This is a genomic window from Geodermatophilus telluris, assembly GCF_900102745.1.
GTDB lineage: Bacteria > Actinomycetota > Actinomycetes > Mycobacteriales > Geodermatophilaceae > Geodermatophilus > Geodermatophilus telluris.
Map to the genome: position 1 here is coordinate 197,474 of NZ_FMZF01000004.1, position 22,875 is coordinate 220,348.

The following is a 22,875-nucleotide window of genomic DNA, read 5'->3' on the forward strand; positions in this document are numbered from 1 at the left end:
GGGCGCTCACCCGTCCCTGCCGTCCAGCGGCAGCCGCACCTGGAAGCGGGTGTCGCCCGGCTGCGAGCGGACCGTGATCACCCCGCCGTGCCGGACGGTCACCACGCGCCAGGCGACGTCGAGGCCGAGGCCGGTCCCCTGCCCCACCGGCTTGGTGGTGAAGAACGGCTCGAACACCCGTCGCCGCAGCTCCTCCGGGATGCCCGGGCCGGTGTCGGCCACCTCGACCAGCGCCGAGTCGCCGTCGACCGCGGTGCGCAGGGTCAGCGTGCCGTGCCCCTCCATCGCCGCGAGCGCGTTGTCGATGAGGTTGGTCCACACCTGGTTGAGCTCGGCGGCGTAGGCCGGCACCCGCGGCAGGTCCCGGTCGTAGTCCTTGACCACCCGGACCCCCGGGCCGATCTTCGCCCCCAGGACGACGAGGGTGGCGTCGAGCCCCTCGTGCAGGTCGGCGGGCTGGTGCGGGGTGCGGTCGAGCTGGGAGTACTGCTTGGCGGCGCCGACCAGGTGGGAGATGCGCCGGGTGCTCTCGGCGACCTCGCGCAGCAGCGTCTCGGTCTCCACGGTGTAGGCCAGCCAGCGCAGCGCCGGCTCGAGGAAGTCCTCCGTGACGGCCGCGGCGACCTCCTCCAGGCAGCCGGTGTCCAGCCCGGCCGGCACGAACACCGCCGCCAGCTCCCACGGCCGCTCGATGCCGCGGTCGTCGAGCCAGTCGCCGAGCTCGTCCTCCCGGTCGGCGCGCTCCAGCGCGTCGAGCTCCCCGGTGGTGCCGATCCGGCCGACGAACTCCTCCTGCAGGTCGGTCAGCCGGCGCAGCTGCTCGCCGTCGACCCGCCCCCCGGACAGCAGGGCCAGCTTGTGCCGCATCCCGGCCACCCGCTCGCCCAACGCGGCGGTGGCCCGGGACGCCGCGGCCGCCGGGTTGTTCAGCTCGTGGGTCAGCCCGGCGGTCAGCTTGCCCAGGGCCAGCAGCCGCTCCCGCTGGCCGACCAGCTCCTCGGAGTTGCGGCTGCCCAGGAACAGCCCCTGGAGCAGGTGGACGGCCATCGGGTACCAGCGGCGGAACACCGCGGCGAACTCGGCGGCGGGCAGCGCCAGGAACGTGCAGTCGGTGACCGCCCGGACCGTGGCCGGGTACACCTGCTCGACCTGGTCGCCCAGGTAGAACTGCACCGCCCCGCTGTAGACGCCGGGGGTGTCCGAGCGCACGGTCTCCACCTCGTCGGGGCCGACCCGCCGCACCATGCGCAGCGTCCCCGACAGCAGCACGTGGAAGCACTCGGCCGGCTCCCCCTCCACCGACACGTCGCTGCCCGCGGGGAAGGACTCCACCCGCCCGGCCCCCGCCACCCAGTCCAGCTGCGCGTCGTCGAGGTCGGCGAAGAGGAACAGCTCCCGCAGCCGCGCGGGCGCCAGCCGGGTTGGAGACGGCGCGGCCGGCAGCGGGGCGCTCACCGCTCCTCCAGGTACCGGTGCACGAGGGTGACGGCCATGGCGCCCTCGCCGACGGCCGAGGCCACCCGCTTGACCGACTGGGCGCGCACGTCGCCGGCGACGAACACCCCGGGGACGCTGGACTCCAGGAAGTAGGGGTCGCGCTGCACCGGCCAGCCGGCGGGCCGCTGCCCGTCGACGAGCAGGTCCGGTCCGGTGGTCACGAAGCCGCGCTCGTCGCGGGCGAGCACGCCGTCGAGCCACTCGGTGCGCGGCGCGGCGCCGATGAAGACGAACAGGTGGTTCGCCGCGACCGTGTCCACCCGGCCGGTGCGGTCGCGCAGCTCCAGCTCCTCGAGGTGCTCGGTGCCGCGCGCGGCCACCACCGTGGTCCCGGTGCGGACGACGACGTTGGGCAGCCGGGCGAGCTGCTCGACCAGGTAGTGCGACATCGACGCCTCCAGCGACGGCCCGCGCACCAGCAGGGTCACACAGCTGGCGTGCCGGGCGAAGAAGACGGCCGACTGCCCCGCGGAGTTGGCGCCGCCCACGATGTACACGTGCTGCCCGGCGCAGGCGGCCGCCTCGGTGAGCGCCGAGCCGTAGTAGACGCCGCGGCCGGTGAGCGGGCCGGCGCCCTCGGCGTCGAGCTGCCGGTAGGAGACGCCGGTGGCCAGCACCACCGCGTGCGCGGCGAGGCTGCCACCGTCGGCGAAGTGCACCACCCGCGCCGGGCCGCGGACCTCCAGCGCGGCCACGTCGCGGGTGGTGAGCACCTCGGCGCCGAACCGGCCGGCCTGGCGGCGGGCCCGGTCGGCGAGCTGGCCGCCGGAGACGCCGTCGGGGAAGCCGAGGTAGTTCTCGATCCGGCTGCTCTGCCCGGCCTGCCCGCCGGTGGCCTGCCGCTCGACGAGCACGGTGCGCAGTCCCTCGGAGGCGCCGTACACCGCCGCGCCGAGGCCCGCCGGGCCGCCGCCGACCACGACGAGGTCGTAGAAGTCGGTGCTGGGCTCGACGGTGAGCCCGACGGCGGCGGCCAGCTGCGCCTCGGTGGGGGCGAGCACCGGCCGCCCGTCGGGCGGGAGGACCACGGGCACGTCGTCCGGCCCGGCGCCGGCCGCGGCGAGCAACCGCTGCCCCTCGGGCTCGTCGACGCTGAACCAGCGGTAGGGCACGGCGTTGCGGGCGAGGAAGTCGCGGGCGGCGAACGAGGGCGCCGACCACCGGTGGCCCACCAGGCGCACGTCCGGGACGGCGGTGTCCGGGCTGGCCCGCCAGGTCTCGACCATGGCGTCGACGACCGGGTAGAGCTTCTCCTCGGGCGGGTCCCAGGGCTTGAGCAGGTAGTGGTCGACGTCGACGAGGTTGATGGCCTGGATCGCGGCGTCGGTGTCGGCGTAGGCGGTGAGCAGCGCGCGCCGGGCGCGGGGCACCAGGTCCATGGCCTGCTCGAGGAACTCGATGCCGTTCATCTGCGGCATCCGGTAGTCGGCCAGCAGCACCGCGACCGGCTCGCCGCGCAGCGTCAGCTCGCGCAGCGCGGCCAGCCCCTCCTCGCCCGAGGACGCCCGGACCACCCGGTGGTCCTCCCCGTAGCGGCGGCGCAGGTCGCGGGCCACGGCCCGCGAGACGTTGGGGTCGTCGTCCACGGTGAGCAGCACCGGGCGGGCCGGGCGGCCGGGCCGCCCGCGGACGTCGGGGGTGTCGGTCACGGGCCCTCCTGGACGGCCGGCGCGCGCGGCGCGCCGTCCGGCGCGTCGGCGAGCGCGGTGAGCTCGGCGGGGGTCGGGCGGCGCAGGACGCGCTCGGAGCGCCACACGACGACGGGCAGGTCCTCCTCGGTGACGTCGAGGTCGGCGAGCAGCGCGGTGACGTCGTCCTCCTCCGCCGCCACGTCGACGACGACGGCGCGCAGGCCCCGCTCCTCGGCGGAGCGCCGCAGCCGCTCGGTCTCCGGTGACGCGCCGCTGGTCACGATCCGCACGTCGGCGGCCAGCGCCAGCAGCATCGAGCGGCGGACGAGGAAGGCGCGCAGCACGGTCTCCTTGAGCGCGCGGTCCTCGGCGAACGCCAGCCGCGCCTGCGCGTCGGGGACCGTGACCACCTCGGCCGGCTGCAGCACGACGGCGGTGAGGAACACCGGTCGGTCGCTGAAGAGGTCCAGCTCGCCGAGGAAGCGCCGCGCGCCGTGCACCGAGACCACCCGCTGGTCGGGCCGGCCGTGGTGCTCGACCACGGCGACCAGGCCGGAGAGCACGACCTGCAGGTCGTAGCCGGGGTCGCCCTCCCGGAACAGCGTCTCCCCCGGCGCCCACGTGCGGCGGGTGCCGTGCCGCTCGAGGAGGGCCAGCTGCCCGTCGGGCAGGCGCGGGAAGGCGCCGTCGCGGTCGGGTGTCTCCTCCAGGTCGGCCGGCAGCGGGACCGGCGGGACCACGGGCACGGCCCCGGGTGCGGTCCCCGGGTCGGGGCGCCACGGGCCCAGCGCCGGCAGCACGGGGGACGTGGGCTCCGCGCGCGGCTGCGGCGGCAGCGCACCGTCCCCGCCGGCGCCGGCCAGCAGCGCGGCGGCCAGCGAGTCGGCGTCGTAGGGCCCGGTGTGCCGGCGCCCGCCGACGAAGAAGGTGGGCGTGCCCTCGACCCCGCTGGCCTCGGCCGAGTCCACGTCCTCCTGCACCCGCCGCGCGTACCGGCCCGAGCCGAGGTCGCGGGTGAAGCGCACGACGTCGAGACCGACGGCGGCGGCGTGCTCGAGCAGGTCGCCGGGGGCGAGCCGGTCCTGCTCGGCGAACAGCCGGTCGTGCAGCTCCCAGAAGCGGCCCTGGGCGGCGGCGGCCTCGGCCGCCTCGGCGGCCAGCCGGGCGTGCGGGTGCACGTCGGTCAGCGGCACGTGCCGGAACACGTAGCGCAGCCGGTCGCCGAACCGCTCGCGGACCTCCTCGACCGCGCCGGTCGCCCGGCCGCAGAACGGGCACTCGAAGTCGCCGTACTCGACCAGGGTGAGCGGCGCGTCGACCGGCCCGCGCACGTGGTCGCGGGCCGGGTCGACCGGCGGGTCGAGCAGCACCGGGCGGCCGGTGCCGGCGGGGCGGCGGCGGTCGGCGAGGCGGAACAGCGCCCAGCCGAGGAGCGCGGCCAGCACCGAGGCGGCCAGGACGCCGACCCGCGCCTGGTCGGCGACCTGCTGGTCGGCCTCGTCGAAGGCGAGGTCGACGATGAACAGGGAGATGGTGAAGCCGATGCCCGACAGCGCCGCGCCGCCGGCCAGCTGCGCCGCGGTGAGCCCGGGCGCGAGCCGGCCGAGCCCGAGCCGGACCGCCAGGCCGGTGCCGGCCAGGATGCCGACGAGCTTGCCGAGGACCAGGCCGGCGACCACGCCGAGCGTCACCGGCGAGGACGCCGCGGCGCGCAGGACCTCGCCGGTGAGCGGGACGCCGGCGTTGGCGAGGGCGAACACCGGCACGATCACGAAGCTGGTCCACGGCTGCCACAGCTGCTGGAGGCGCTCGCCGGCCGACACCGACCGGTCGATCGACAGCCGCGCCGCCCGGGCGAACCCCGGGTTGGGCGACTGCTGGTAGGCCCGCACCAGCCGGGCGGCGTCGGCGACCTCGTCCCGGCGGGCCGCGTAGGCGGGGGTGAACAGCGCGATGACGACGCCGGCGAGGGTGGGGTGGACGCCCGACTCGTGCATCGCCACCCACACCCCGAGGCCGAGCACCAGGTAGGCCGGTCCGCGCCACACGGCGAGGTACCGCAGGCCGACCATCAGCGCCAGGCCCAGGACGGCCAGCCCGAGCGGGGTGAGCCGCAGGTCCTCGGTGTAGAACAGCGCGATCACGGTGAGCGCGCCGACGTCGTCGGCGATGGCGAGGGTGAGCAGGAACAGCCGCAGCTGCGCCGGGCAGGCCGGCCCCACGAGGGCGAGCACGCCGAGCAGGAACGCGGTGTCGGTGGAGATGACCACGCCCCAGGCCGACACCGCGTCCTCGCCGAGGGTGAAGGCCACGTAGACCAGCGCGGGGACCACCAGCCCGGTGACGGCGGCCAGCGCCGGCACCGCGGCACGGCGCCGGTCGGTGAGCTCGCCGATGACCAGCTCCCGCTTGATCTCCAGCCCGACGACGAAGAAGAAGAACACCATCAGGCCGTCGTTGACCCAGTGCCGCAGGTCCAGGGCCAGCTCGGTGCCGCCGAGCCGGACGGCGAACTCGGTGTGCCAGAAGGCCGCGTAGCCGTCGCCCACGGGCGAGTTGGCCCACACCAGGGCGAGGACGGTGGCCGCCAGCAGCAGCCCGGCGCCGCCGGCCTCGGTGCGCAGCGCCCGGCGCAGCGGTGACAGCCGCCCGAGCACCCCGCCCCGGCCGCCCGAGCGCGTCCCGGCCGCCCCGGTCGTGCCGGTCTGCGTGCCGGCGCTCACCGGGCAGCCCCTCCCCCGCCGGACCGCGACGGGTGCAGCTGCGGACCGCTGACGCCGCAGTGCCGGCACTCCTCCAGCCGCAGCCGCGGCTCGCCCGGAGCGGCGGGTGCGGGCGCCTCGCCGAGCGGCCGGCGCAGCGTCGTCGCGGCCACCGCGGCCCCGGCGACCAGGAGGGCGACGCAGATGAGCAGGGCGACCCGGAAGCCGCCGGCGAAGGCCGCGGGGTCGGTGTAGTCGTCGCCGCCGATCCCCGCGGCGGCGGGCACGGCGGCGACCGCGAGCAGCCCGGCCGCCCGGGCGACGGCGTTGTTCACCCCGGAGGCGGCGCCGGCGTGGCGGGCCTCCGCGGCGTCGAGCACGGTGGCGGTCAGCGGCGCCACCAGCAGCGTCAGCCCGGCGCCGAAGAGCACCGCACCGGGCAGCACGTCGAGCCAGTAGGACGCCCCCGGCCCGACGCGCCGCAGCAGCAGCAGCCCGGCGGCGGCGACCAGCGGGCCGCCGGTCAGCAGCGGCCGCGGCCCGGTGCGCTGCGCCAGGGCGCCCACCCGGGCGGAGAACAGCAGCATCAGCGCGGTCACCGGCAGCAGCGCCGTCCCGGCGGCGAGCGGGCTGAAACCGGACACGACCTGCAGCTGCAGGACGAGCAGCACGAACAGCACCCCGAGGGCGGCGTAGACGAGGAAGGTCACCGCGTTGGCGGCGGTGAACCGGGGGTTCGCGAACAGGGCCGGCGGCACGAGCGGGTGCGCGGACCGGCGCTGGACGGCCACGAACGCCGCGAGCGCCAGCACCCCCACCACCAGGCCGGCGGCCACGACGGCCCCCTGCCCGGGCCGGCCCGCCGTCGTCAGCGCGTAGGTCAGCGCGGCCAGGCCCGCGGCGGCCAGGACCGTGCCCGCCCAGTCCAGCCGGGGCGCGGCGTCGGGGTCGCGCGTCTCGGGCACGTGCCGGGCGGCGACGACCACGATGACGACGGCCAGCGGCAGGTTGAGCAGGAACACCGCCCGCCAGTTCCACTCCACCAGCCAGCCGCCGACGAAGGGCCCCACCGCGCCGGCGACCCCGCCCAGGCCCGACCACGCGCCCACCGCCGCCGCCCGGTCCTCCCCGGAGAACGACGCCGAGATGATCGCCAGGCTGCCCGGGGTGAGCAGCGCCGCGCCGACGCCCTGCAGCGCGCGGGCGCCGACGAGCGTGCCGACGTCGGGGGCGAGGCCGCACAGCAGCGACGCCACGGCGAACCAGACCACCCCGACGACGAAGACGCGGCGCCGGCCCAGGCGGTCGCTCAGCGACCCGCCGAGCAGGATCAGCGAGGCCAGGGTCAGCGTGTAGGCGTTGACCGTCCACTGCAGCCCGGTGAACCCGGCACCGAGGTCGGTGCCGATCCGCTCCAGGGCGACGTTGACCACCGTGGCGTCGAGCATGGCCAGGCTCGAGCCCAGCACGGTGGTGAGCAGGACCCAGCGCGCCTGCGGCGTGTGCATCCGCAGGCCGGCGGAGTCCGTCGTCGTCACCGGACCCCCTCCCGACACGACCGGTCCCGGGCAGCCTCGTCCCCCGGCGGCGGTGCTGTCCAATGTCGCCTCCGATGAGCGCTGCGCATGAGCGCTCGCTACGGTCCGCCGCGTGGCCGACCTCTCCCGCACCGCCCGCGTCGACGTCCTCGTCGAGGGCTACGCCCGCCTGCCGAACGTCGCCGGGACGGTGAGCCTGGTCCGCGACGCCGGCCGGGTGGTCGTCGTCGACCCGGGCATGGTGGCCGACCGCGAGCTGATCCTGCGCCCGCTGCGCGCGCTCGGGGTCGAGCCGGGCGACGTCACCGACGTCGTCGTCAGCCACCACCACCTCGACCACACGCTCAACGTGGCGCTGTTCCCGGTGGTCCCGGTGCACGACTTCCAGTCGGTGATCGAGGGCGACGTGTTCACCCGCCGGCCCGCCGACGGCGTCGAGCTCACCCCGTCGGTGCGGCTGCTGGCCACCCCGGGACACACCCCGCAGGACGTCACCACCCTGGTCGGCACGGCCGACGACGTGGTCGCGCTGACCCACCTGTGGTGGACCGGCGAGGGCCCGGCCGACGACCCCTACTCCCCCGACCGCGACGAGCTGCGCCGCCAGCGCGAGCGGGTGCTGGGGCTGGCCACCCTCGTCGTCCCCGGCCACGGCGCGCCCTTCCGGCCCAGCGGGGCCACCCCGCGCTGACCCGACCGAGCTCCCGAGGAGGACCGTCGTGGATGTCGCCGTCGTCGGCCTGTACCTGGCCGCCATGATCGCCTTCGGCTTCTGGGGGAAGCGCCGGGCGACCACCCAGTCGGACTTCCTGGTGGCCGGACGGCGGCTGGGCCCGCTGCTCTACTCCGGGACGATGGCCGCCATCGTGCTCGGCGGGGCCTCCACGATCGGCGGTGTCGGGCTCGGCTACGAGTACGGGCTGTCGGGCATGTGGCTGGTGGTCGCCATCGGCACCGGCATCCTGGCGCTGTCGCTGCTGTTCGCCGGCCGCATCCAGCGCCTGGGCGTCTACACCGTCAGCCAGATGCTCGAGCTGCGCTACGGCCCGGGGTCCAGCGTGCTCTCCGGCGTGGTGATGTTCGGCTACACGCTCATGCTGTCGGTGACCTCGACCATCGCCTACGCGACCATCTTCGGCGCGCTGCTCGACCTGGGGCGGGTGCCCTCGATCGTGGTGGGCGGCGCCGTCGTCGTCCTGTACTCGACGCTCGGCGGGATGTGGTCGATCACCCTGACCGACTTCGTGCAGTTCGTCGTCAAGACCGTCGGGATCTTCCTGGTCCTGCTGCCGGTCGTCGTCGTGGAGGCCGGCGGGTTCGGCGGGCTGGCCGACAGCCTGCCCGCCGACGCGCTGTCGCTCACCACCATCGGCGGCAGCACGATCGTCACCTACTTCGTCGTCTACACCTTCGGCCTGCTCATCGGGCAGGACATCTGGCAGCGGGTGTTCACCGCCCGCAGCCCGGAGGTGGCGCGCTGGGCCGGCACGGCCGCCGGCGTCTACTGCCTGCTCTACGGGGTGGCCGGCGCGCTGGTCGGCATGGCCGCGCGGGTGGTCCTGCCGGCGCTCGACGCCCGCGACGACGCGTTCGCCGCCGTCGTGGAGGCCACCATGCCCGCGCTGCTGGCCGGGCTGGTGCTCGCCGCCGCCCTGGCCGCGGTGATGTCGACCTCCAGCGGCGCGCTCATCGCCACCGCCACGGTGTTCAGCCAGGACATCGTCGCCCGGCTGCGGGGCCGCGACCCGGAGGCCGGCAGCGAGCACGACCACGTGCGCAGCAACCGGCTCTACGTCGCCGGGTTCGGCGTGGTGATGATCGGCATCGCCTGCGCGCTGCAGGACGTCGTCGCCGCGCTCACCATCGCCTACGACATCCTCGTCGGCGGCCTGCTGGTCGCCATCCTCGGCGGCCTGGTGTGGCGGCGCGGGACCAACGTCGGCGCGCTGGCGTCGATGGCCGCCGGCACGGTGGTCACCCTGGTGACCATGGTCGTCGTCGGCGACATCTACGCCAACGAGCCGGTCTACTACGGGCTGGCCGCGGCACTGGTCGGCTACCTGGCCGGCAGCCTCGCCTCGCGCCCGACGAGCCAGGAGGTGCTGGCCGCCTGGGACCGCCGGCTCACCGGTGACCGGCCGTCCCGGACGCCGTCCGCGACCCCCTGACGCCGCGGGGCCCGCGGTGCGTGCGCACCGCGGGCCCCGGGCCGTCCTCCCTCAGGAGATGTGCGAGCCGCCGTTGACGTCGTAGGTGGCGCCGGTGACGTACCCGGTCTCCTCGCGGCACAGGTAGGTGATCAGGTCGGCGACGTCCTCGACCCGGCCGTTGCGGCCGACCGGGATGCCGGCGAGCAGCGCCGTCTTGCGCTCCCCCTCCAGCGCGCCGCCGGTGATGTCGGTGTCGATGAGCCCGGGGGCGACGGCGTTGACGGTGACGCCGTGCGGTCCGAGCTCGCGGGCCAGCGCGCGGGTGAAGCCGAGCTCGGCGGCCTTGGCCGCGGAGTAGGCCACCCCGCCGAAGACGCCGCCGCCGCGCTCGGCCGAGACCGAGGACAGGAAGACGATCCGGCCGAAGCCGCGCTCGGCCATGCCCGGCGCGAGGCGGCGGGTCACGTTGAACGACCCGCGCACGTTGACGGCGAAGATGCGGTCCCACTCCTCGCCGCTCACCTCGAGGAAGGGCGTCGGTGAGGTGATGCCGGCGTTGTTGACCAGCGCGCCGACCGGGGGCAGCGCGGCGTCGAGGACGGCGAGGGCGGACTCGACCGACGCCTCGTCGGTGACGTCGCAGGCGGTGCCGACGGCCTGCACGCCGTGCCGCTCGGCGATCTCGTGGGCGGCGTCCTTGGCGCCGGCCTCGTCGAGGTCGAGGACGGCGACGTTCCAGCCGGCGGCGGCGAGGGCGTGGGCGGTGGCGCGGCCGATGCCGCGGGTGGACGCGGCGCCGGTGACGACGGCGGTCTTGTCGGTGACGGACACGGTGTTCCTCCGGGGGGTGGGGTGGATCAGGCGGTGGCGGGGGCGGGCTCGGCGGCCCAGCGCGGGGAGGACCCGCCGCCGAGCTCGGCGCGCACGCGGGCGACGACGGCGTCGGTGGACAGGCCGTAGCGGTCGTGCAGGGTGGGCAGGGCGCCGGCGGCGAGGAACTCGTCGGGCAGCGCGATCGGCACCACGCGGGTGGTGGCCCCGGCGAAGGCGAGCGTCGAGGCGACCGCCTCGGCCAGGCCGCCGACGACCGTGTGGTTCTCCAGCGTGACGACGAGCCGGTCGGTGCGGGCGGCGCGCAGGATCGCCGCGGTGTCCAGCGGCTTGATCGTCGGCACGTGCAGGACGGCGACGTCGACGTGGTCGGCCTCGAGCCGCGCGGCCGCCTGCAGGGCCCGCATGGTCATCAGGCCCGTGGAGATCAGCACGACGTCGCGGCCGGTGCGCAGCTCGGCGGCCCGGCCGAGCTCGAAGCGGTAGTCGTACTCGTCGAGCACGGTGGGGACCGCGCCGCGCAGCAGCCGCAGGTAGGTCGGCCCGGGGTGGTCGGCCAGGGCGGGGAGCGCCTGCTCGATGTCGACCGAGTCGCAGGGGTCGACGATCGTCAGGCCCGGGCAGCCGCGCAGGATCGCGAGGTCCTCGGTGGCCTGGTGGCTGGGCCCGTACCCGGTGGTCAGGCCCGGCAGCGCGCCGACGACGTTGACGTTGAGCCCCGGCTCGGCGATGTCGAGGCAGAGGAAGTCGTAGGCGCGGCGGGTGGCGAACACCGAGTAGGTCGAGGCGAAGGGCACGAGGCCGACCTCGGCCATGCCGGCGGCCGCGCCGAGCAGCGACTGCTCGGCCATGCCCATCTGGAAGAAGCGGTCCGGGTGGGCGTCGCGGAACACGTGCATGTCGGTGTACTTGGCCAGGTCGGCCGACAGGCCGACGATCTCCGGCCGCTGCTCGGCGAGCCGGTTGAGCGCGTGCCCGAAGGGGGCGCTCGTGGTGCGCTGACCGGGGTCGGCGAACGAGGCGATCATCGCCGAGGTGGTGAGCCGCTTCTTCGGTGTCGTGCTGGTCATCGGGCCAGTCCTTCCTCGAGCTGGTCGCGGGCGATCTGCCACTCGTGCTGCTCGACCCGCATGAAGTGGGCCTTCTCCCGGCTCTCCAGCAGCGGCACGCCGCGGCCGATGCGGGTGTCGCAGACGAGGACCGAGGGCGAGCCGCGGTGGGCGCGGAGCTCGTCGAGGGCGTCGACGAGCGCGGCGACGTCGTTGCCGTCGACGCGGAGGGCGTGCCAGCCGAAGGCCCGCCACTTGTCGGTCACCGGCTCGGTGCGCAGCACGCCGGCCGTGGGGCCGTCGGCCTGCAGCGCGTTGACGTCGACGATCGCGGTGACGTTGTCCAGGCCGTGGTGGGCGCAGGCGAGGGCCGCCTCCCAGGTCGAGCCCTCGTCGAGCTCGCCGTCGGAGAGCAGGTCGAACACCCGCGCCCCGTTGCCCTGGTGGCGCAGGCCGAGCGCCATCCCGGTGGCGACGGCCAGCCCGTGGCCCAGCGACCCGCCGGAGATCTCCACGCCCGGGGTGTAGGAGGCCATGGCCGACATCGGCAGCCGCGAGTCGTCCGAGCCGTAGGTCTCCAGCTCGGCGGCCGGGATGGTCCCGGCCTCGGCCAGCGCCGCGTAGAGGGCGATGGCGTAGTGGCCGATGGACAGCAGGAACCGGTCGCGGCCGGCCCAGTGCGGGTCCTCGGGGCGGTAGCGGAGCTGGTCGGTGTAGACGGCGGCCAGCACGTCGGCGACGCCCAGCGCCTGGCCGATGTAGCCCTGCCCCTGCACCTCCCCCATGTCGAGGGCGTTGTGGCGGATGCGGTGGGCGGCGCGGCGGATCCGCTCGATCCGCTCGGCGCGGTCCCCGGTGCGGGGCGCGGCCGCCGGTGTGGTCAGCGAGGTCATGGTGTCCTCCTCGTCGTCGGGGGGTCAGTCGGTCGCCGAGGCGGCCGTCGCGTGCCGCTCGGCCGTCCGGGTGCGGGGGCTGGGGACGGCGGGCCGGGCGGCGAGGCTGCGCTCGAGGGCGGCGACGTCGTCGCGCTGGGCGCGGCCCCAGGTCTCGCGGGTCAGCAGGGCGGCGACCAGGCCGAGGAGGCCGTAGCCGCTGAACAGCAGCGCCGGGCCGACCCAGCCGAAGCCGGCGTAGAGCGCGGTGGTGATGAGCGGGGTGAAGCCGGAGACGACCGCCGACAGCTGGTAGGCCAGCGAGGCGCCCGTGGTGCGGGTCTTGGTCGCGAACAGCTCGGAGAACCAGGCGCCCTGCACGCCGGCCAGGCAGTTCTGCAGGACCGCGTAGCTGACGACGAAGGCGACGACGATCGCCACCGCGGCGCCGGTGTTCACCACGAGGAACAGCGGGATGCCCCACAGCAGGTGCAGCGCGGTGCCGAGCACGTACACCGGGCGCCGCCCGACCCGGTCGGTGAGCGCGCCCCAGGAGGTGGTGGCGACGATCCCGATGCCGGCGGCGATCATGGTCGCGGTCAGGGTGACCGAGCGGTCGGCCAGCTCCTCGGCGGCGATGTAGGACAGCATGAAGGTGACCGACACCGCGTAGCCGGCGGTCTCGGTGATCCGCAGGCAGAAGGCGCGCAGGATGGTGCGCCAGTCGTCGCGGAGCACCTCGAGCAGCGGGTTGCGGGAGAGCTCGCCCTCCTCCTTGAGCTCCTCGAACTCCGGGGACTCCTCGACCTTGAGCCGGATGACGATGCCGACGACGATCAGCACGGCCGACAGCAGGAACGGCACCCGCCACGCCCACGTACCACCCAGCGGGACGCTGACCAGGAAGGCGAGGTTGGCCAGCAGCAGCCCGACCGGGAAGCCGGCCTGGGTGATGCCGGTGTAGAGGCCCTTCTTCCGCCAGGGCGCGTGCTCGAAGCACATGAGGATGGCGCCGCCCCACTCCGCGCCGAAGGCGAGCCCCTGCACCACCCGCACGAGGACCAGCAGGATCCCGGCCCAGATGCCGACCTGCTCGTAGGTGGGCAGCGCGCCGATGAGCACCGTCGCGATGCCCATGAGGAGCAGGGAGCCGACGAGGACGGGCTTGCGGCCGATCCTGTCCCCGAGGTAGCCGCCGATGACCCCGCCGAGCGGCCGGACGGCGAACCCGATGCCGAGGGTGGCGAAGGACAGCAGGGTCCCCGACAGCGGGTCGTCCGCGGGGAAGAAGGCGGTGTTGAAGTACAGCGCCGCCGCGATGCCGAAGCCGATGAAGTCGTAGGTCTCGATCGTCGCGCCGACGGAGCAGCCGATGGCGACCTTCTTCTTCTCCGGCGTCCCCTCGATCGGGTGCCAGGTGGCGACCTCCTCGAGGTGGGCGTCGGGTGCGGGTGGGTGCCGCTCGGTCACGGTGGCCTCCAGTGGGGGCGAAGGGTGTGGGTCCCCGTCGGTGGTTGACTGTTGACAGTCAACTGGCAACCAGAGTGAGTGGCGTGGACCACGGTGTCAAGGGTCGCCTCGCGATCCCGGCGTCCGTGCAGGTCGGAGCGGCGGTCAGCACCGACTGGTCGGAGACACGGGCACGACGGCCCACCCACCTGATCGACGACGACCGGTAGCACGGAGACGACGCAACCGGCCGTCCTCCGCGTGGTGTCGAGGCACGCACGGTGCGGCGGACGGTCTTCCCGGCTGGACTCCGCACCCGTCCACCGAGTCGCCCGGACGACCGCCGGCCGACCGGCGGGCGGTCGCGCTACGGCCGCTGAGCGCAGCTCGGGTCGGTCAGGCGGAGGCGCTGGCCTCGGCGAAGTGCTCGGCGGCGGCGGTCATGTGCTCGTCCACGATCCGCACGGCCGCCTCGACGTCGCCGCGCTCGACCGCCTCGACGATCGGCACGTGCCGGTCGCGCGCCATCATCGGCGCCTGCCAGGCCGCCCCGTTGAGGATGGCCACCCGCATGCGCCCCTCGAGCCGCTGCCACGCCTCGACCAGCATCGAGTTCCCGGACAGCCGGCACAGCAGCAGGTGGAAGGCCAGGTCGGCCTCCATCCGCACCGAGGGCTCGCCGTCGTCGGAGAGCTGCTCCACCGCCTCGCGCAGCGCGGCGGCCGCCGAGTCCCGCCCTGAGGAGGCGATGACCTCCCGGACGGCGAGCGCCTCGAGCGCGGCACGGACCCGGAAGAGCTCGTGGACCTCCGCCGGGCTCAGGCTGTTGACACGCAGCATCCCGCGGGCGCCGGGGCGGACCAGGCCCTCCTGCTGGAGGTGGCGCAGCGCCTCGCGCACCGTGCCGCGACTGACCCCGAGCGACCCCGCCAGCTCCACCTCGCCGAGGTGGTCACCGGGCCGGTACCGCCCGGACAGGATCGCCGCCCGCAGGGCCTCCAGGGACCGCTCCCGCAGGGTGCTGCGGTCGAGTGCCGACAGTGCTTCCACGCTCGCGGACCAGCCTCCTCGTCGGCCCCCATCCTAGCGGCGGCCGCCCGCTGCGGACTGACGACAGTCGACAGCGGGTCACCCCGGAGGGTCGGTCCACGCGGGTGGGCCGGGTGCCGCGCCGTGTGCACGCACGGTCGACCGCGGACCCCGCCGTCCGCGACACGTGCACACCCGGGCACCGGACGGACCGCGGCCCCCGTCAGTCGGCGGCGCGGCGCTCGCGCGGCAGCCAGGCGAACGGGTCGCCCTCGCCGGGCAGGTGCTCGAGGGCCACCCAGCCGGCGTAGCCGCCCTCCTCCAGCTCCCGCAGGTGCCGCTCGATCGCCAGCCGGCCCGTGCCCGGGGCGCCCCGCCCGGGGGCGTCGGCGACCTGCACGTGCGCCGCCCGGGGACCGGACTCGGCGACCTCCCGGTCGAGATCCGCGCCGTTGACCGCCAGGTGGTACAGGTCCAGCAGCAGGCCGAGGTCGCGCACGCCGGTCGCGGCGGCCACCCCGTCGACGACGGCCAGCGCGTCCTGCGCCGTCCGCAGCGGGTAGTCCGGCGCGGCGCTGAGCGGCTCGACGAGCACCGTGCCGCCGATCCGCGCCACCGCCCGCCCCGCCAGGGCCAGGTGCTCGACGGCGAGGGCGTCCTGCGCCCCGGGGTCGGCACCCGGCACCCGGTTGCCGTAGAGCGCGTTGAACAGCCGCACCCCCAGCCGCTCGCCCACGCCGACGGTCGCCGCGACCGCGTCGCGCCACTGCGCCTCACGGCCGGGCACCGACACCAGCCCCCGCTCGCCGTCGGCCATGGCCCCGGCCGGGAAGTTGAGCGCGACCAGCCGCACCCCGGCGTCCTCGACCGAGCGGACGAAGGCCTCGACCTCGCGGTCGCCGGGCACGACGGCGTCGAACGGCCACCACGACTCGACGGCGGTGAAGCCGGCCTCCCGCGCGGCGGCCGGGCGCCGCTCCACCGGCAGGTCGCCGAAGAGGATCGAGGTGTTGACGGCGAGGCGCACGGCGACCGCCTCAGCCGCGCCCGAGGTAGGGCATCCCGGTGGCCAGCATGGTGGTGAACGGGACGCTGACCTCCAGCGGCAGCCGCGCCATATGCACCACGGCGTCGGCCACGTGGGCGGGGTCGAAGGTGGGCTCGGGCCGCACCGAGCCGTCGGCCTGGCGGGCGCCGGTGGCGATGCCCGAGGTCATCTCGGTGGCCGCGTTGCCGACGTCGACCTGCCCGCAGGCGATGCGGTGCGCGCGGCCGTCGAGGGCGATGGCCTTCGTCAGGCCGGTGACGGCGTGCTTGGTGGCGGTGTAGGCGACGCTGGCCGGCCGCGGCACGTGCGCCGAGATCGAGCCGTTGTTCACGATCCGCCCGCCCGGCGGGTCCTGCGCCTTCATCAGCCGCACCGCGGCGCGGGCGCACAGGAACACGCCGGTGACGTTGACCTCGACCGTCGCCCGCCACTCGGCGACGTCGACCTCGTCCACCTCGCCGGACGGGCCGAACGTGCCGGCGTTGTTGACCAGCAGGTCGAGGCGGCCCCAGGTGTCGCGCACGGCGGCGAACGCGGCGTCGACCTGCTCCTCGTCGGCGACGTCGGTGGGCAGCACCAGCGCGCGCCCGGCGTCCCGGGCGGTCTCCTCGAGCGCCTCCCGGCGCCGGCCGAGCAGGGCCACGGCCCACCCGTCGGCCAGCAGGGCCCGGGCGATGGCGCGGCCGAGACCGGTGCCGGCGCCGGTCACCACCGCGGTGCGCGGGTCGGCGGCCGGGAGGGCGGGGTCGTCCACGGGGCCCATCGTGGTGGGTGGCGGGTGCGCCGACCACCGGGCCCGGGCGCCGCTGTCGTGCCGTGCGGTGGCGGGGCCCCGGCCGAGGTCCCAGGATGCTCCCTGGCCGCGCAACGGCCGGCCACACCGCCGAACCCTCCCGCGGACCTGCGTCCCGGACGAGAGGAGCGGACATGACCCACGGCCCCGTCACCGACCCGGGAGACCTGCACAAGGGCCTCCGGCAGCGGCACCTGACGATGATCGCGATCGGGGGTGTCATCGGGGCGGGCCTGTTCGTGGGGTCCGGCGCGATCATCGCCGAGGTCGGCCCCGGCGCGTTCCTGACCTACGCGATCACCGGGGTGCTCATCGTCCTGGTCATGCGGATGCTCGGGGAGATGGCGGTGGCCTCGCCGTCGACCGGGTCGTTCGCCGACTACGCGCGGCGGGCGCTCGGCGGCTGGGCGGGCTTCAGCGTGGGCTGGCTGTACTGGTACTTCTGGGTCATCGTCGTCGGCTTCGAGGCCGTGGCCGGCGCCGGCATCCTGCAGCGCTGGCTGCCCGGCGTCCCGCTGTGGCTCATGGCGCTGGCGCTCATGGTGCTGATGACCGCGACCAACCTGTTCTCGGTCACCTCCTACGGCGAGTTCGAGTACTGGTTCGCCGGGGTCAAGGTCGCCGCCATCGTGGTGTTCCTCGCCCTGGGCTCGCTGTTCGTGCTGGGCCTGTGGCCGGGCCGCGACCTCGACTTCTCCAACCTCACCGACCACGGCGGCCTGTTCCCCAACGGCGTCGGCGCCCTGTTCGGCGGCATCGTCATCGTGATCTTCTCGATGGTCGGCGCCGAGATCGCCACCATCGCCGCCGCGGAGTCCGACGAGCCCGAGCGCGGCATCGCGAAGGCCACCAACTCCGTCGTCCTGCGGATCTCGGTGTTCTACGTCGGCTCGATCTTCCTGCTCGCCACGATCCTGCCGTGGGACTCCACCGAGCTCGGGGAGTCGCCCTACGTCGCGGCCATGGAGACGATCGGCATCCCCGCGGCGGCCGACATCATGAACGTCGTCGTGCTCACCGCGGTGCTCTCCTGCCTGAACTCCGGCCTCTACACCGCCTCCCGCATGCTGTTCGTGCTGGCCGGCCGGCGGGAGGCGCCGCAGCGGATGCTGGCCCTGAGCCGGCGCGGCGTGCCCACCTGGGCGATCCTCACCTCGACCGTCATCGGCTTCCTGTGCGTGGTCGCCGCCTACGTCTCGCCGGACACCGTCTTCCTGTTCCTGCTCAACTCCTCCGGCGCGGTGATCCTGTTCGTCTACCTGCTCATCTGCCTCTCGCAGCTGCGGCTGCGCCGGCTGGTCCCGCCCGAGCGCCTCAAGGTGAAGATGTGGTTCTACCCGGTGCTCACCGTGCTGACGGCGGTGGCGATCGTCGCGGTGCTGGTGCAGATGGCGGTGCGCGACGACACCCGCTCGCAGCTGCTGCTGAGCCTGCTCGCCTGGGCGCTGGTCCTCGTCGCCTTCGTCGTCCGGCGCCGCGCCGCGGGGCCGGTGTCGCCGGCCGGGCAGGACGTCGAGGAGCGGGCCGCGCGGCGCTGAGCGCGGGTCAGCCCGGGTCGGGGGCGGCGACGATGCAGGCCCACACGTGCTTGCGGCCGTCGTGGCTGTCCCAGCCGTGCGCCACCGCCAGCCGCGCGATGAGGTGCAGCCCGAGGCCACCGGCGGCCGGGTCGCGGTCGACCGCCGGGGCCGGCCCCCGGCCCGGGGCCGCGTCGCTGACGTCGAGCACCCACGTGCCCGCCGCCAGGGTCACCGTGATCTCGACCGGCGGGAGGCCGTGCCGCAGCGCGTTGGAGCCCAGCTCCTCGAACGCCAGCAGCAGCGTGTCGAGGGGCTCCCCGTCCGCCTCCGGGGGACCGTCCCCGTCGGCCAGCCGGCCGCGCAGCCGGGCCCGGGAGTCGGTCAGCTCCGAGGCCGTGGCCGGCGCACACCGCCAGAGGACGGAGGTGGCCGGGCCGGCGGCCGGCGGTGGCCGGTGTGACCAGATCTCGTCGCGCACGTCGTCCCCCCCGGGTGTCCGCCTGGGCCGGGCAGGACGCCCCGGCGGCCCGGACCGCACCGCGGCGCAGGGTCCGACCGGCCCCGTCCTGTTGGAGGCCCGATGGCTCCGACCTACCCGCAGGGCCGCGGCTCAACCGGGAGCCCGCGGCCGACCTGGCATGATCTGCTCGTGCACGACGGATCGACCGGGGAGAGCCGGGACCGGCTCGCCGGGCTGGTCCGGCTGCTGACCGGCGCCCCGCTCGCCGCGCTGGCCCTCACCGGCACCGCGCACCCGCAGGACGCGGTACCCGAGCCTCTCTGCCGCGCGGTGGTGGGCACGGGCCGCCCGGTGGTGCTCGACGACGTCGGGGCCGCCGCGTGGGCGGGCGCCGACCCGGCTGTCGCGGCCACGGGGGTCCGCGCCTGGGCGGGGTTCCCGGTGCGCGCCCCCGACGGCCGGGTGGCCGGCGTGCTGTGCGCCGGCGACACCGCCGCACGGGCGTGGACCGCCCGGGACGTCGAGGTGCTCGGCCGGCTGGCCGACGTCGCCTCGGGAGAGGTCGCCCTGCGGGTGCTGGCGGCCGACGCCGAGGCGGCCCGCGCGCGCTCGCAGTTCCTGTCCCGCATCGGCGACGTGCTGCCCATCGGCGCCGGCCTGGCCGACAGCTGGTCGACCATCGCCCGCGTCGCGCTGCCGGTGCTCGCCGACCTCGCCGTCGTCTCCTCGGTGGAGGAGGGCGGGGTGCTGCGCGTGCAGGCCCTCGAGCACCGCGACGACCGCGGGCGGCCGCGGCCGGCGGACCCGGCGGACGTCCCGGCCCACCGCCGCGGCGACCCGCACGGGGCCGGGCGGGTCGCGGCCACCGGCACGACCGAGCTGCTGCCCGAGCTGGCGCGCCTCGACCGGCTGTCGGAGGGCCAGCGCGCACTGCGGGAGCGGTTCGACGCGGCCAGCGAGATCAGCGTGGCGCTGCGGGCCCGCGGCGAGCTGCTCGGCGTCCTCACCCTGCTGCGGACCTCGCGGCGGGCACCCTTCGGCCCGGACGACGTCGGCGTCGCCGAGGCGGTGGCCGAGCGGGCGGCGCTGGCCCTGGACCGCGCGCTGTCCTACGACCACGAGCGCAGCCTGTCCACCCACCTGCAGCGGGCCCTGCTGCCCACCGCGCTGCCCCGCTTCCCCGGGGTGGAGGTCGCCACCCGCTACGTGCCCGCCGGCAACGCGCAGGTCGTGGGCGGTGACTGGTACGACGCCTACCGCGACCGGTCGGGCACCGCCCGGCTGGTGATCGGCGACGTCGCCGGGCACGACATCCACGCGGCGACGCTCATGGGCCAGCTGCGCACGATGGTCCGGGTCGCCGGCCACGACGGGTCGCGCTCCCCGGCCGGCGTCCTGACCGCGGTCGACGCGGCCACCGGCGCCCTCGACGCCTCCGTCTTCGCCACCGTCCTCGTCGCCGAGGTGTCCGACGACGGCCGCCGGCTCACCTGGTCCTCGGCCGGGCACCTCCCGCCGCTGCTGCTCACCCCGGCCGGCGCGGTGTGCTCCCTGGAGACGCGGGCCGACCCCGTCCTCGGGCTCGACCTGGGCGACGCCGGGCCCGTGCGCCGGGACCACACCGCCGCCCTCCCCCCGGGCGCGACGGTGCTGCTCTACACCGACGGCCTGGTCGAGCGGCGCGGCGAGGACCTCGACGAAGGCCTCCAGCGCCTGGCGGCGGTGGCCGCCGAGCTGGCCCCGGAGGGGCACGGGCTCGCCGTCCTGTGCGACCTGCTCATCGAGCGGCTCGGCGCCCGGGCCGACGACGACATCGCCGTCCTCGCCCTCCGCACCGCGCCGGCGCGCGAGGGCACCGGTGCGCCCGCCGCCCGGTGCCCGTCCCACCTCCGCGAGGGCCCCGACCGACGAGGAGTCGACGCATGAGCACCCCGACCGAGGCCACCTTCCGCACGACGCTGTGGGCCGCCGGCGGCAACAACGTCGGCATCGTCGTCCCCGAGGACGTGGTGCTCGGCTTCGGCCGCGGCCGGCGGGTCCCGGTCGAGGTCACCGTCGACGGCGACCACACCTACCGGACGACGATCGCCTCGATGGGCGGCCGGTACCTGGTGTCGTTCAACGCCGCGACGCGGGCGGCCACGGGCCGGGGCGCCGGCGACGAGGTCGAGGTCCGGCTCCGCGTCGACGACGCGCCGCGCACGGTCGAGGTGCCGCCCGCCCTGGCCGCCGCGCTGGCCGCCGACCCCGCCGCCACCGCCGCGTGGGGCGCGCTCTCCCCCAGCCGGCAGCGGGCGCACGCGGAGTCGGTCGCGGGTGCGAGGACCGAGGAGACCCGCGCCCGCCGGGTCGAGAAGGTGCTCGCCGCCCTGACCTGACCCGCCCCGACCCGCCGCTCCGGTCGGGCGGCACCGCGGCCGCCCGGGCGTATCGTGGTACGAGACACCGCCGGGAGCGCACGGGGAGGGACCGCACGCATGAGCGAGGCCGTCGAGGTCGAGCCGCAGGGCGACCACGAGTTCGTCGTCCGCCTGCCGGGCGACGGCGAGGGCACCGAGTCCTGGTTCCGCCTCTCCCCCGGCGTGCTGGCCGACCTCGGGGTCGACCCGGCCGGCGAGGAGGACCTCGTCCGCCGCACGGTCGACTTCCTCCTGCAGCACCAGGACGCCGCCGACTTCCCCGACGTCGTCGAGCTCGAGGACGTCGCCGCCAGCTACGACGGCCACCTCGACGCCGTCCGCCCCGCCGGGGACCGGTGAGCGCGGGGCCCGCGCGCGACGACGGGCCGGCCCCCTCCGGGACCACCGAGGACGAGCCCCTGAGCAAGGCGGACTTCGAGGCGCTGGCCCGGTTCCGCGCCGCCATCCGGCGCTACCTGCGCTTCAGCGAGGAGACCGTGCGGCAGCACGGCGTCACGCCGCAGCAGTACCAGCTGCTGCTCGCGCTCAAGGGCTTCCCCGGTCGCGAGTGGGCCACCGTGCGCGAGCTGGCCGAGCGGCTGCAGCTGCGGCACCACAGCGTGGTGGAGCTGGTCAGCCGCGCGCAGGGCCAGGACCTGGTCGCCCGGGCACCGGACCCCGGCGACCGCCGGGCCGTGCGCGTGGTCCTCACTGCCCGGGGGGACGCGCTGCTGGGCCGGCTCGCGGCGCTGCACCGCGACGAGCTGCGGCGGATGGACGCCGCCCTCACCCTCCCGGCCTGGCACGGGTCCGCCTGAGGACCTGCCGGTGCGCGTCGGGCCCCGGCGGCACGCGGGATCCGGCGCGGTCGGCGCCGACGACGGCCACCGGGGCGGGCGCGCACCGCACGACCTCGGAGCTGACCGACCGGGCCAGCCGCCGGCGCAGCGGGCCGAGCCGGCGGCAGCCGACGACGACCAGCGCGGCTCCCGACGACGCCGCGGTCACCGCCACCGCGGGGTCGGCGCGGACCGCCCGGGACCGCACCTCGACGTCGGGGAAGAGCCGGCACAGCGGGCCGAGCACCCGCGCGAGGACCTCCCGGGCCTCCTGCTCGGCCACCGCCGGCGCGCCGCAGACACCCTCCAGGTCGGCGGGGACGTCGGCGCCCCAGGCGTGCACCGCGGTGAGCGGGACGCCGCGCTGCGCCGCCGCCGCGAACGCGAAGCCGAGGGCCGCGGCGCTGGACCCGGCACCCTCGACGCCGACCACCACGGACGGGCGGCACGGGCGGGCGGGCACCCGGGGCCGGTCGCGCACCACGACCACGGGACAGCCGGCGCGGGCGGCGAGCCGGGAGGGCAACCGGCCGGGGTGCGGCGCCCGCCCGCCCAGCACGAGCAGCCCCGCCGCGCGACTCTCCTGCAGCAGCAGCGGCGCCGGGGCGCCGGCCAGCACGCACCCCGACACCGGGGTCCCCGAGGTCACGGACCGGACCCGGGCGAGGGCGGTCTCGAGCGTCCCGGCCGCCTCGGCGGTGACCCCGGGCAGGCCGTCGACCGGCAGCAGAGCGCCGCACGGGTCGACGACGAACCGGTGCGGGACCACGTGCACGACGTGCAGCGGGACCTGCCGCACCGCCGCCTCGGCGGCCGCCCACACCAGCGCGTCCCCGTCGGCCGCGTCGGGGCCGAGCCCCACCACGACCGGCCGCCCTCCCGCGCCGGGGTGCGCCCCGGTGGACCGTCCCTCGTCGCGCACGACCGACCTCCTCGCGGTGGCCCCGCGGCGGCCGGCGCCGCCGCAGCTGCATCGTAACGCGATACAAACGCCGGGGGGAGCGTCTGCTGCGCCGGTGGGTGGGGCAGGCTGGTGCACCCCGGACGGGAGAGGGTGGCCATGACCCG

The 22,875-nt window shown here is 76.2% G+C and carries 20 protein-coding genes; 7 read left to right on the forward strand and 13 right to left on the reverse strand.

Annotation, left to right across the window (positions count from 1 at the left end):
- Positions 1-6: 6 nt before the first annotated feature.
- Genes BLQ97_RS14315 through BLQ97_RS14330 form a run of 4 tightly spaced genes read right to left on the reverse strand, consistent with a single transcriptional unit; the run spans position 7 to position 7,368 of the window.
- The gene (locus BLQ97_RS14315) at positions 7-1,455 is read right to left on the reverse strand and encodes an ATP-binding protein (protein WP_245692181.1); all 1,449 of its coding nucleotides are present in this window, start codon (positions 1,453-1,455) and stop codon (positions 7-9) included.
- Complete coding sequence (locus BLQ97_RS14320) at positions 1,452-3,146, reverse strand: FAD-dependent oxidoreductase (RefSeq protein WP_091366680.1); 1,695 nt, start codon at positions 3,144-3,146, stop codon at positions 1,452-1,454. Before BLQ97_RS14320 ends, BLQ97_RS14315 begins: the two co-directional genes overlap by 4 nt.
- Positions 3,143-5,851, reverse strand: a complete 2,709-nt coding sequence (gene nhaA / locus BLQ97_RS14325; protein WP_091366681.1) for a Na+/H+ antiporter NhaA — start codon at positions 5,849-5,851, stop codon at positions 3,143-3,145. The genes BLQ97_RS14320 and nhaA overlap by 4 nt, the downstream gene beginning before the upstream one ends.
- The gene (locus tag BLQ97_RS14330; protein WP_245692183.1) at positions 5,848-7,368 is read right to left on the reverse strand and encodes an MFS transporter; all 1,521 of its coding nucleotides are present in this window, start codon (positions 7,366-7,368) and stop codon (positions 5,848-5,850) included. Before BLQ97_RS14330 ends, nhaA begins: the two co-directional genes overlap by 4 nt.
- 112 nt (positions 7,369-7,480) lie before the next feature.
- On the opposite strand from BLQ97_RS14330, the gene BLQ97_RS14335 reads away from it, so the two are divergent.
- Both BLQ97_RS14335 and BLQ97_RS14340 read left to right on the forward strand, forming a co-directional pair.
- Complete coding sequence (locus tag BLQ97_RS14335) at positions 7,481-8,059, forward strand: MBL fold metallo-hydrolase (RefSeq protein ID WP_091366682.1); 579 nt, start codon at positions 7,481-7,483, stop codon at positions 8,057-8,059.
- 28 nt (positions 8,060-8,087) lie between these two features.
- A complete protein-coding gene (locus BLQ97_RS14340) occupies positions 8,088-9,536 on the forward strand; it encodes a sodium:solute symporter family protein (RefSeq protein ID WP_091366683.1) in 1,449 nt (482 codons plus the stop codon).
- A gap of 51 nt (positions 9,537-9,587) precedes the next feature.
- On the opposite strand, the gene BLQ97_RS14345 is transcribed toward BLQ97_RS14340, so the two are convergent.
- From BLQ97_RS14345 to BLQ97_RS14375, 7 genes are all read right to left on the reverse strand, one after another.
- A complete protein-coding gene (locus BLQ97_RS14345; RefSeq protein WP_091366684.1) occupies positions 9,588-10,349 on the reverse strand; it encodes an SDR family NAD(P)-dependent oxidoreductase in 762 nt (253 codons plus the stop codon).
- A gap of 26 nt (positions 10,350-10,375) precedes the next feature.
- Positions 10,376-11,419: a transketolase family protein gene (locus BLQ97_RS14350; RefSeq protein ID WP_091366685.1), complete on the reverse strand. Its 1,044-nt coding sequence runs from the start codon at positions 11,417-11,419 to the stop codon at positions 10,376-10,378.
- Positions 11,416-12,291, reverse strand: coding sequence for a transketolase (locus BLQ97_RS14355; protein ID WP_091366686.1), 876 nt, complete (start codon positions 12,289-12,291; stop codon positions 11,416-11,418). Before BLQ97_RS14355 ends, BLQ97_RS14350 begins: the two co-directional genes overlap by 4 nt.
- A 24-nt stretch (positions 12,292-12,315) precedes the next feature.
- Entirely contained in the window at positions 12,316-13,740 is a 1,425-nt protein-coding gene (locus tag BLQ97_RS14360; RefSeq protein WP_091366687.1) for an MFS transporter, read from the reverse strand.
- Between the two features lie 375 nt (positions 13,741-14,115).
- A complete protein-coding gene (locus tag BLQ97_RS14365) occupies positions 14,116-14,769 on the reverse strand; it encodes a GntR family transcriptional regulator (protein ID WP_217637202.1) in 654 nt (217 codons plus the stop codon).
- A 202-nt stretch (positions 14,770-14,971) separates the two neighbouring features.
- The gene (locus tag BLQ97_RS14370; RefSeq protein WP_091366688.1) at positions 14,972-15,775 is read right to left on the reverse strand and encodes a hydroxypyruvate isomerase family protein; all 804 of its coding nucleotides are present in this window, start codon (positions 15,773-15,775) and stop codon (positions 14,972-14,974) included.
- A gap of 10 nt (positions 15,776-15,785) precedes the next feature.
- Positions 15,786-16,550 carry an SDR family oxidoreductase gene (locus BLQ97_RS14375; protein ID WP_245692185.1) on the reverse strand — a complete coding sequence of 255 codons (765 nt, stop codon included), beginning with the start codon at positions 16,548-16,550 and terminating at the stop codon, positions 15,786-15,788.
- Positions 16,551-16,723: 173 nt separating this feature from the next.
- Between BLQ97_RS14375 and BLQ97_RS14380 the strand changes: the two genes are divergently transcribed.
- The gene (locus tag BLQ97_RS14380) at positions 16,724-18,127 is read left to right on the forward strand and encodes an amino acid permease (RefSeq protein WP_091366690.1); all 1,404 of its coding nucleotides are present in this window, start codon (positions 16,724-16,726) and stop codon (positions 18,125-18,127) included.
- 7 nt (positions 18,128-18,134) lie between these two features.
- On the opposite strand, the gene BLQ97_RS14385 is transcribed toward BLQ97_RS14380, so the two are convergent.
- Positions 18,135-18,587 (reverse strand): ATP-binding protein, encoded by a 453-nt coding sequence (locus BLQ97_RS14385; protein ID WP_245692187.1) that lies wholly within the window; start codon positions 18,585-18,587, stop codon positions 18,135-18,137.
- A gap of 171 nt (positions 18,588-18,758) precedes the next feature.
- On the opposite strand from BLQ97_RS14385, the gene BLQ97_RS14390 reads away from it, so the two are divergent.
- The 4 genes from BLQ97_RS14390 to BLQ97_RS24255 all read left to right on the forward strand — a co-directional run bounded on the left by BLQ97_RS14390 (position 18,759) and on the right by BLQ97_RS24255 (position 21,786).
- Positions 18,759-20,495: a GAF domain-containing SpoIIE family protein phosphatase gene (locus BLQ97_RS14390; protein WP_175471745.1), complete on the forward strand. Its 1,737-nt coding sequence runs from the start codon at positions 18,759-18,761 to the stop codon at positions 20,493-20,495.
- Positions 20,492-20,947, forward strand: coding sequence for a YdeI/OmpD-associated family protein (locus BLQ97_RS14395; RefSeq protein WP_091366692.1), 456 nt, complete (start codon positions 20,492-20,494; stop codon positions 20,945-20,947). Before BLQ97_RS14390 ends, BLQ97_RS14395 begins: the two co-directional genes overlap by 4 nt.
- A gap of 99 nt (positions 20,948-21,046) precedes the next feature.
- Positions 21,047-21,328 (forward strand): hypothetical protein, encoded by a 282-nt coding sequence (locus BLQ97_RS14400; RefSeq protein ID WP_091366693.1) that lies wholly within the window; start codon positions 21,047-21,049, stop codon positions 21,326-21,328.
- Positions 21,325-21,786 carry a MarR family winged helix-turn-helix transcriptional regulator gene (locus tag BLQ97_RS24255; protein ID WP_091366694.1) on the forward strand — a complete coding sequence of 154 codons (462 nt, stop codon included), beginning with the start codon at positions 21,325-21,327 and terminating at the stop codon, positions 21,784-21,786. Before BLQ97_RS14400 ends, BLQ97_RS24255 begins: the two co-directional genes overlap by 4 nt.
- Here the strand turns inward: BLQ97_RS24255 and BLQ97_RS14410 are convergent.
- Positions 21,755-22,729: a universal stress protein gene (locus tag BLQ97_RS14410; RefSeq protein ID WP_175471746.1), complete on the reverse strand. Its 975-nt coding sequence runs from the start codon at positions 22,727-22,729 to the stop codon at positions 21,755-21,757. The two genes, BLQ97_RS24255 and BLQ97_RS14410, sit on opposite strands and share 32 nt — an antisense overlap.
- Positions 22,730-22,875 lie beyond the last annotated feature (146 nt).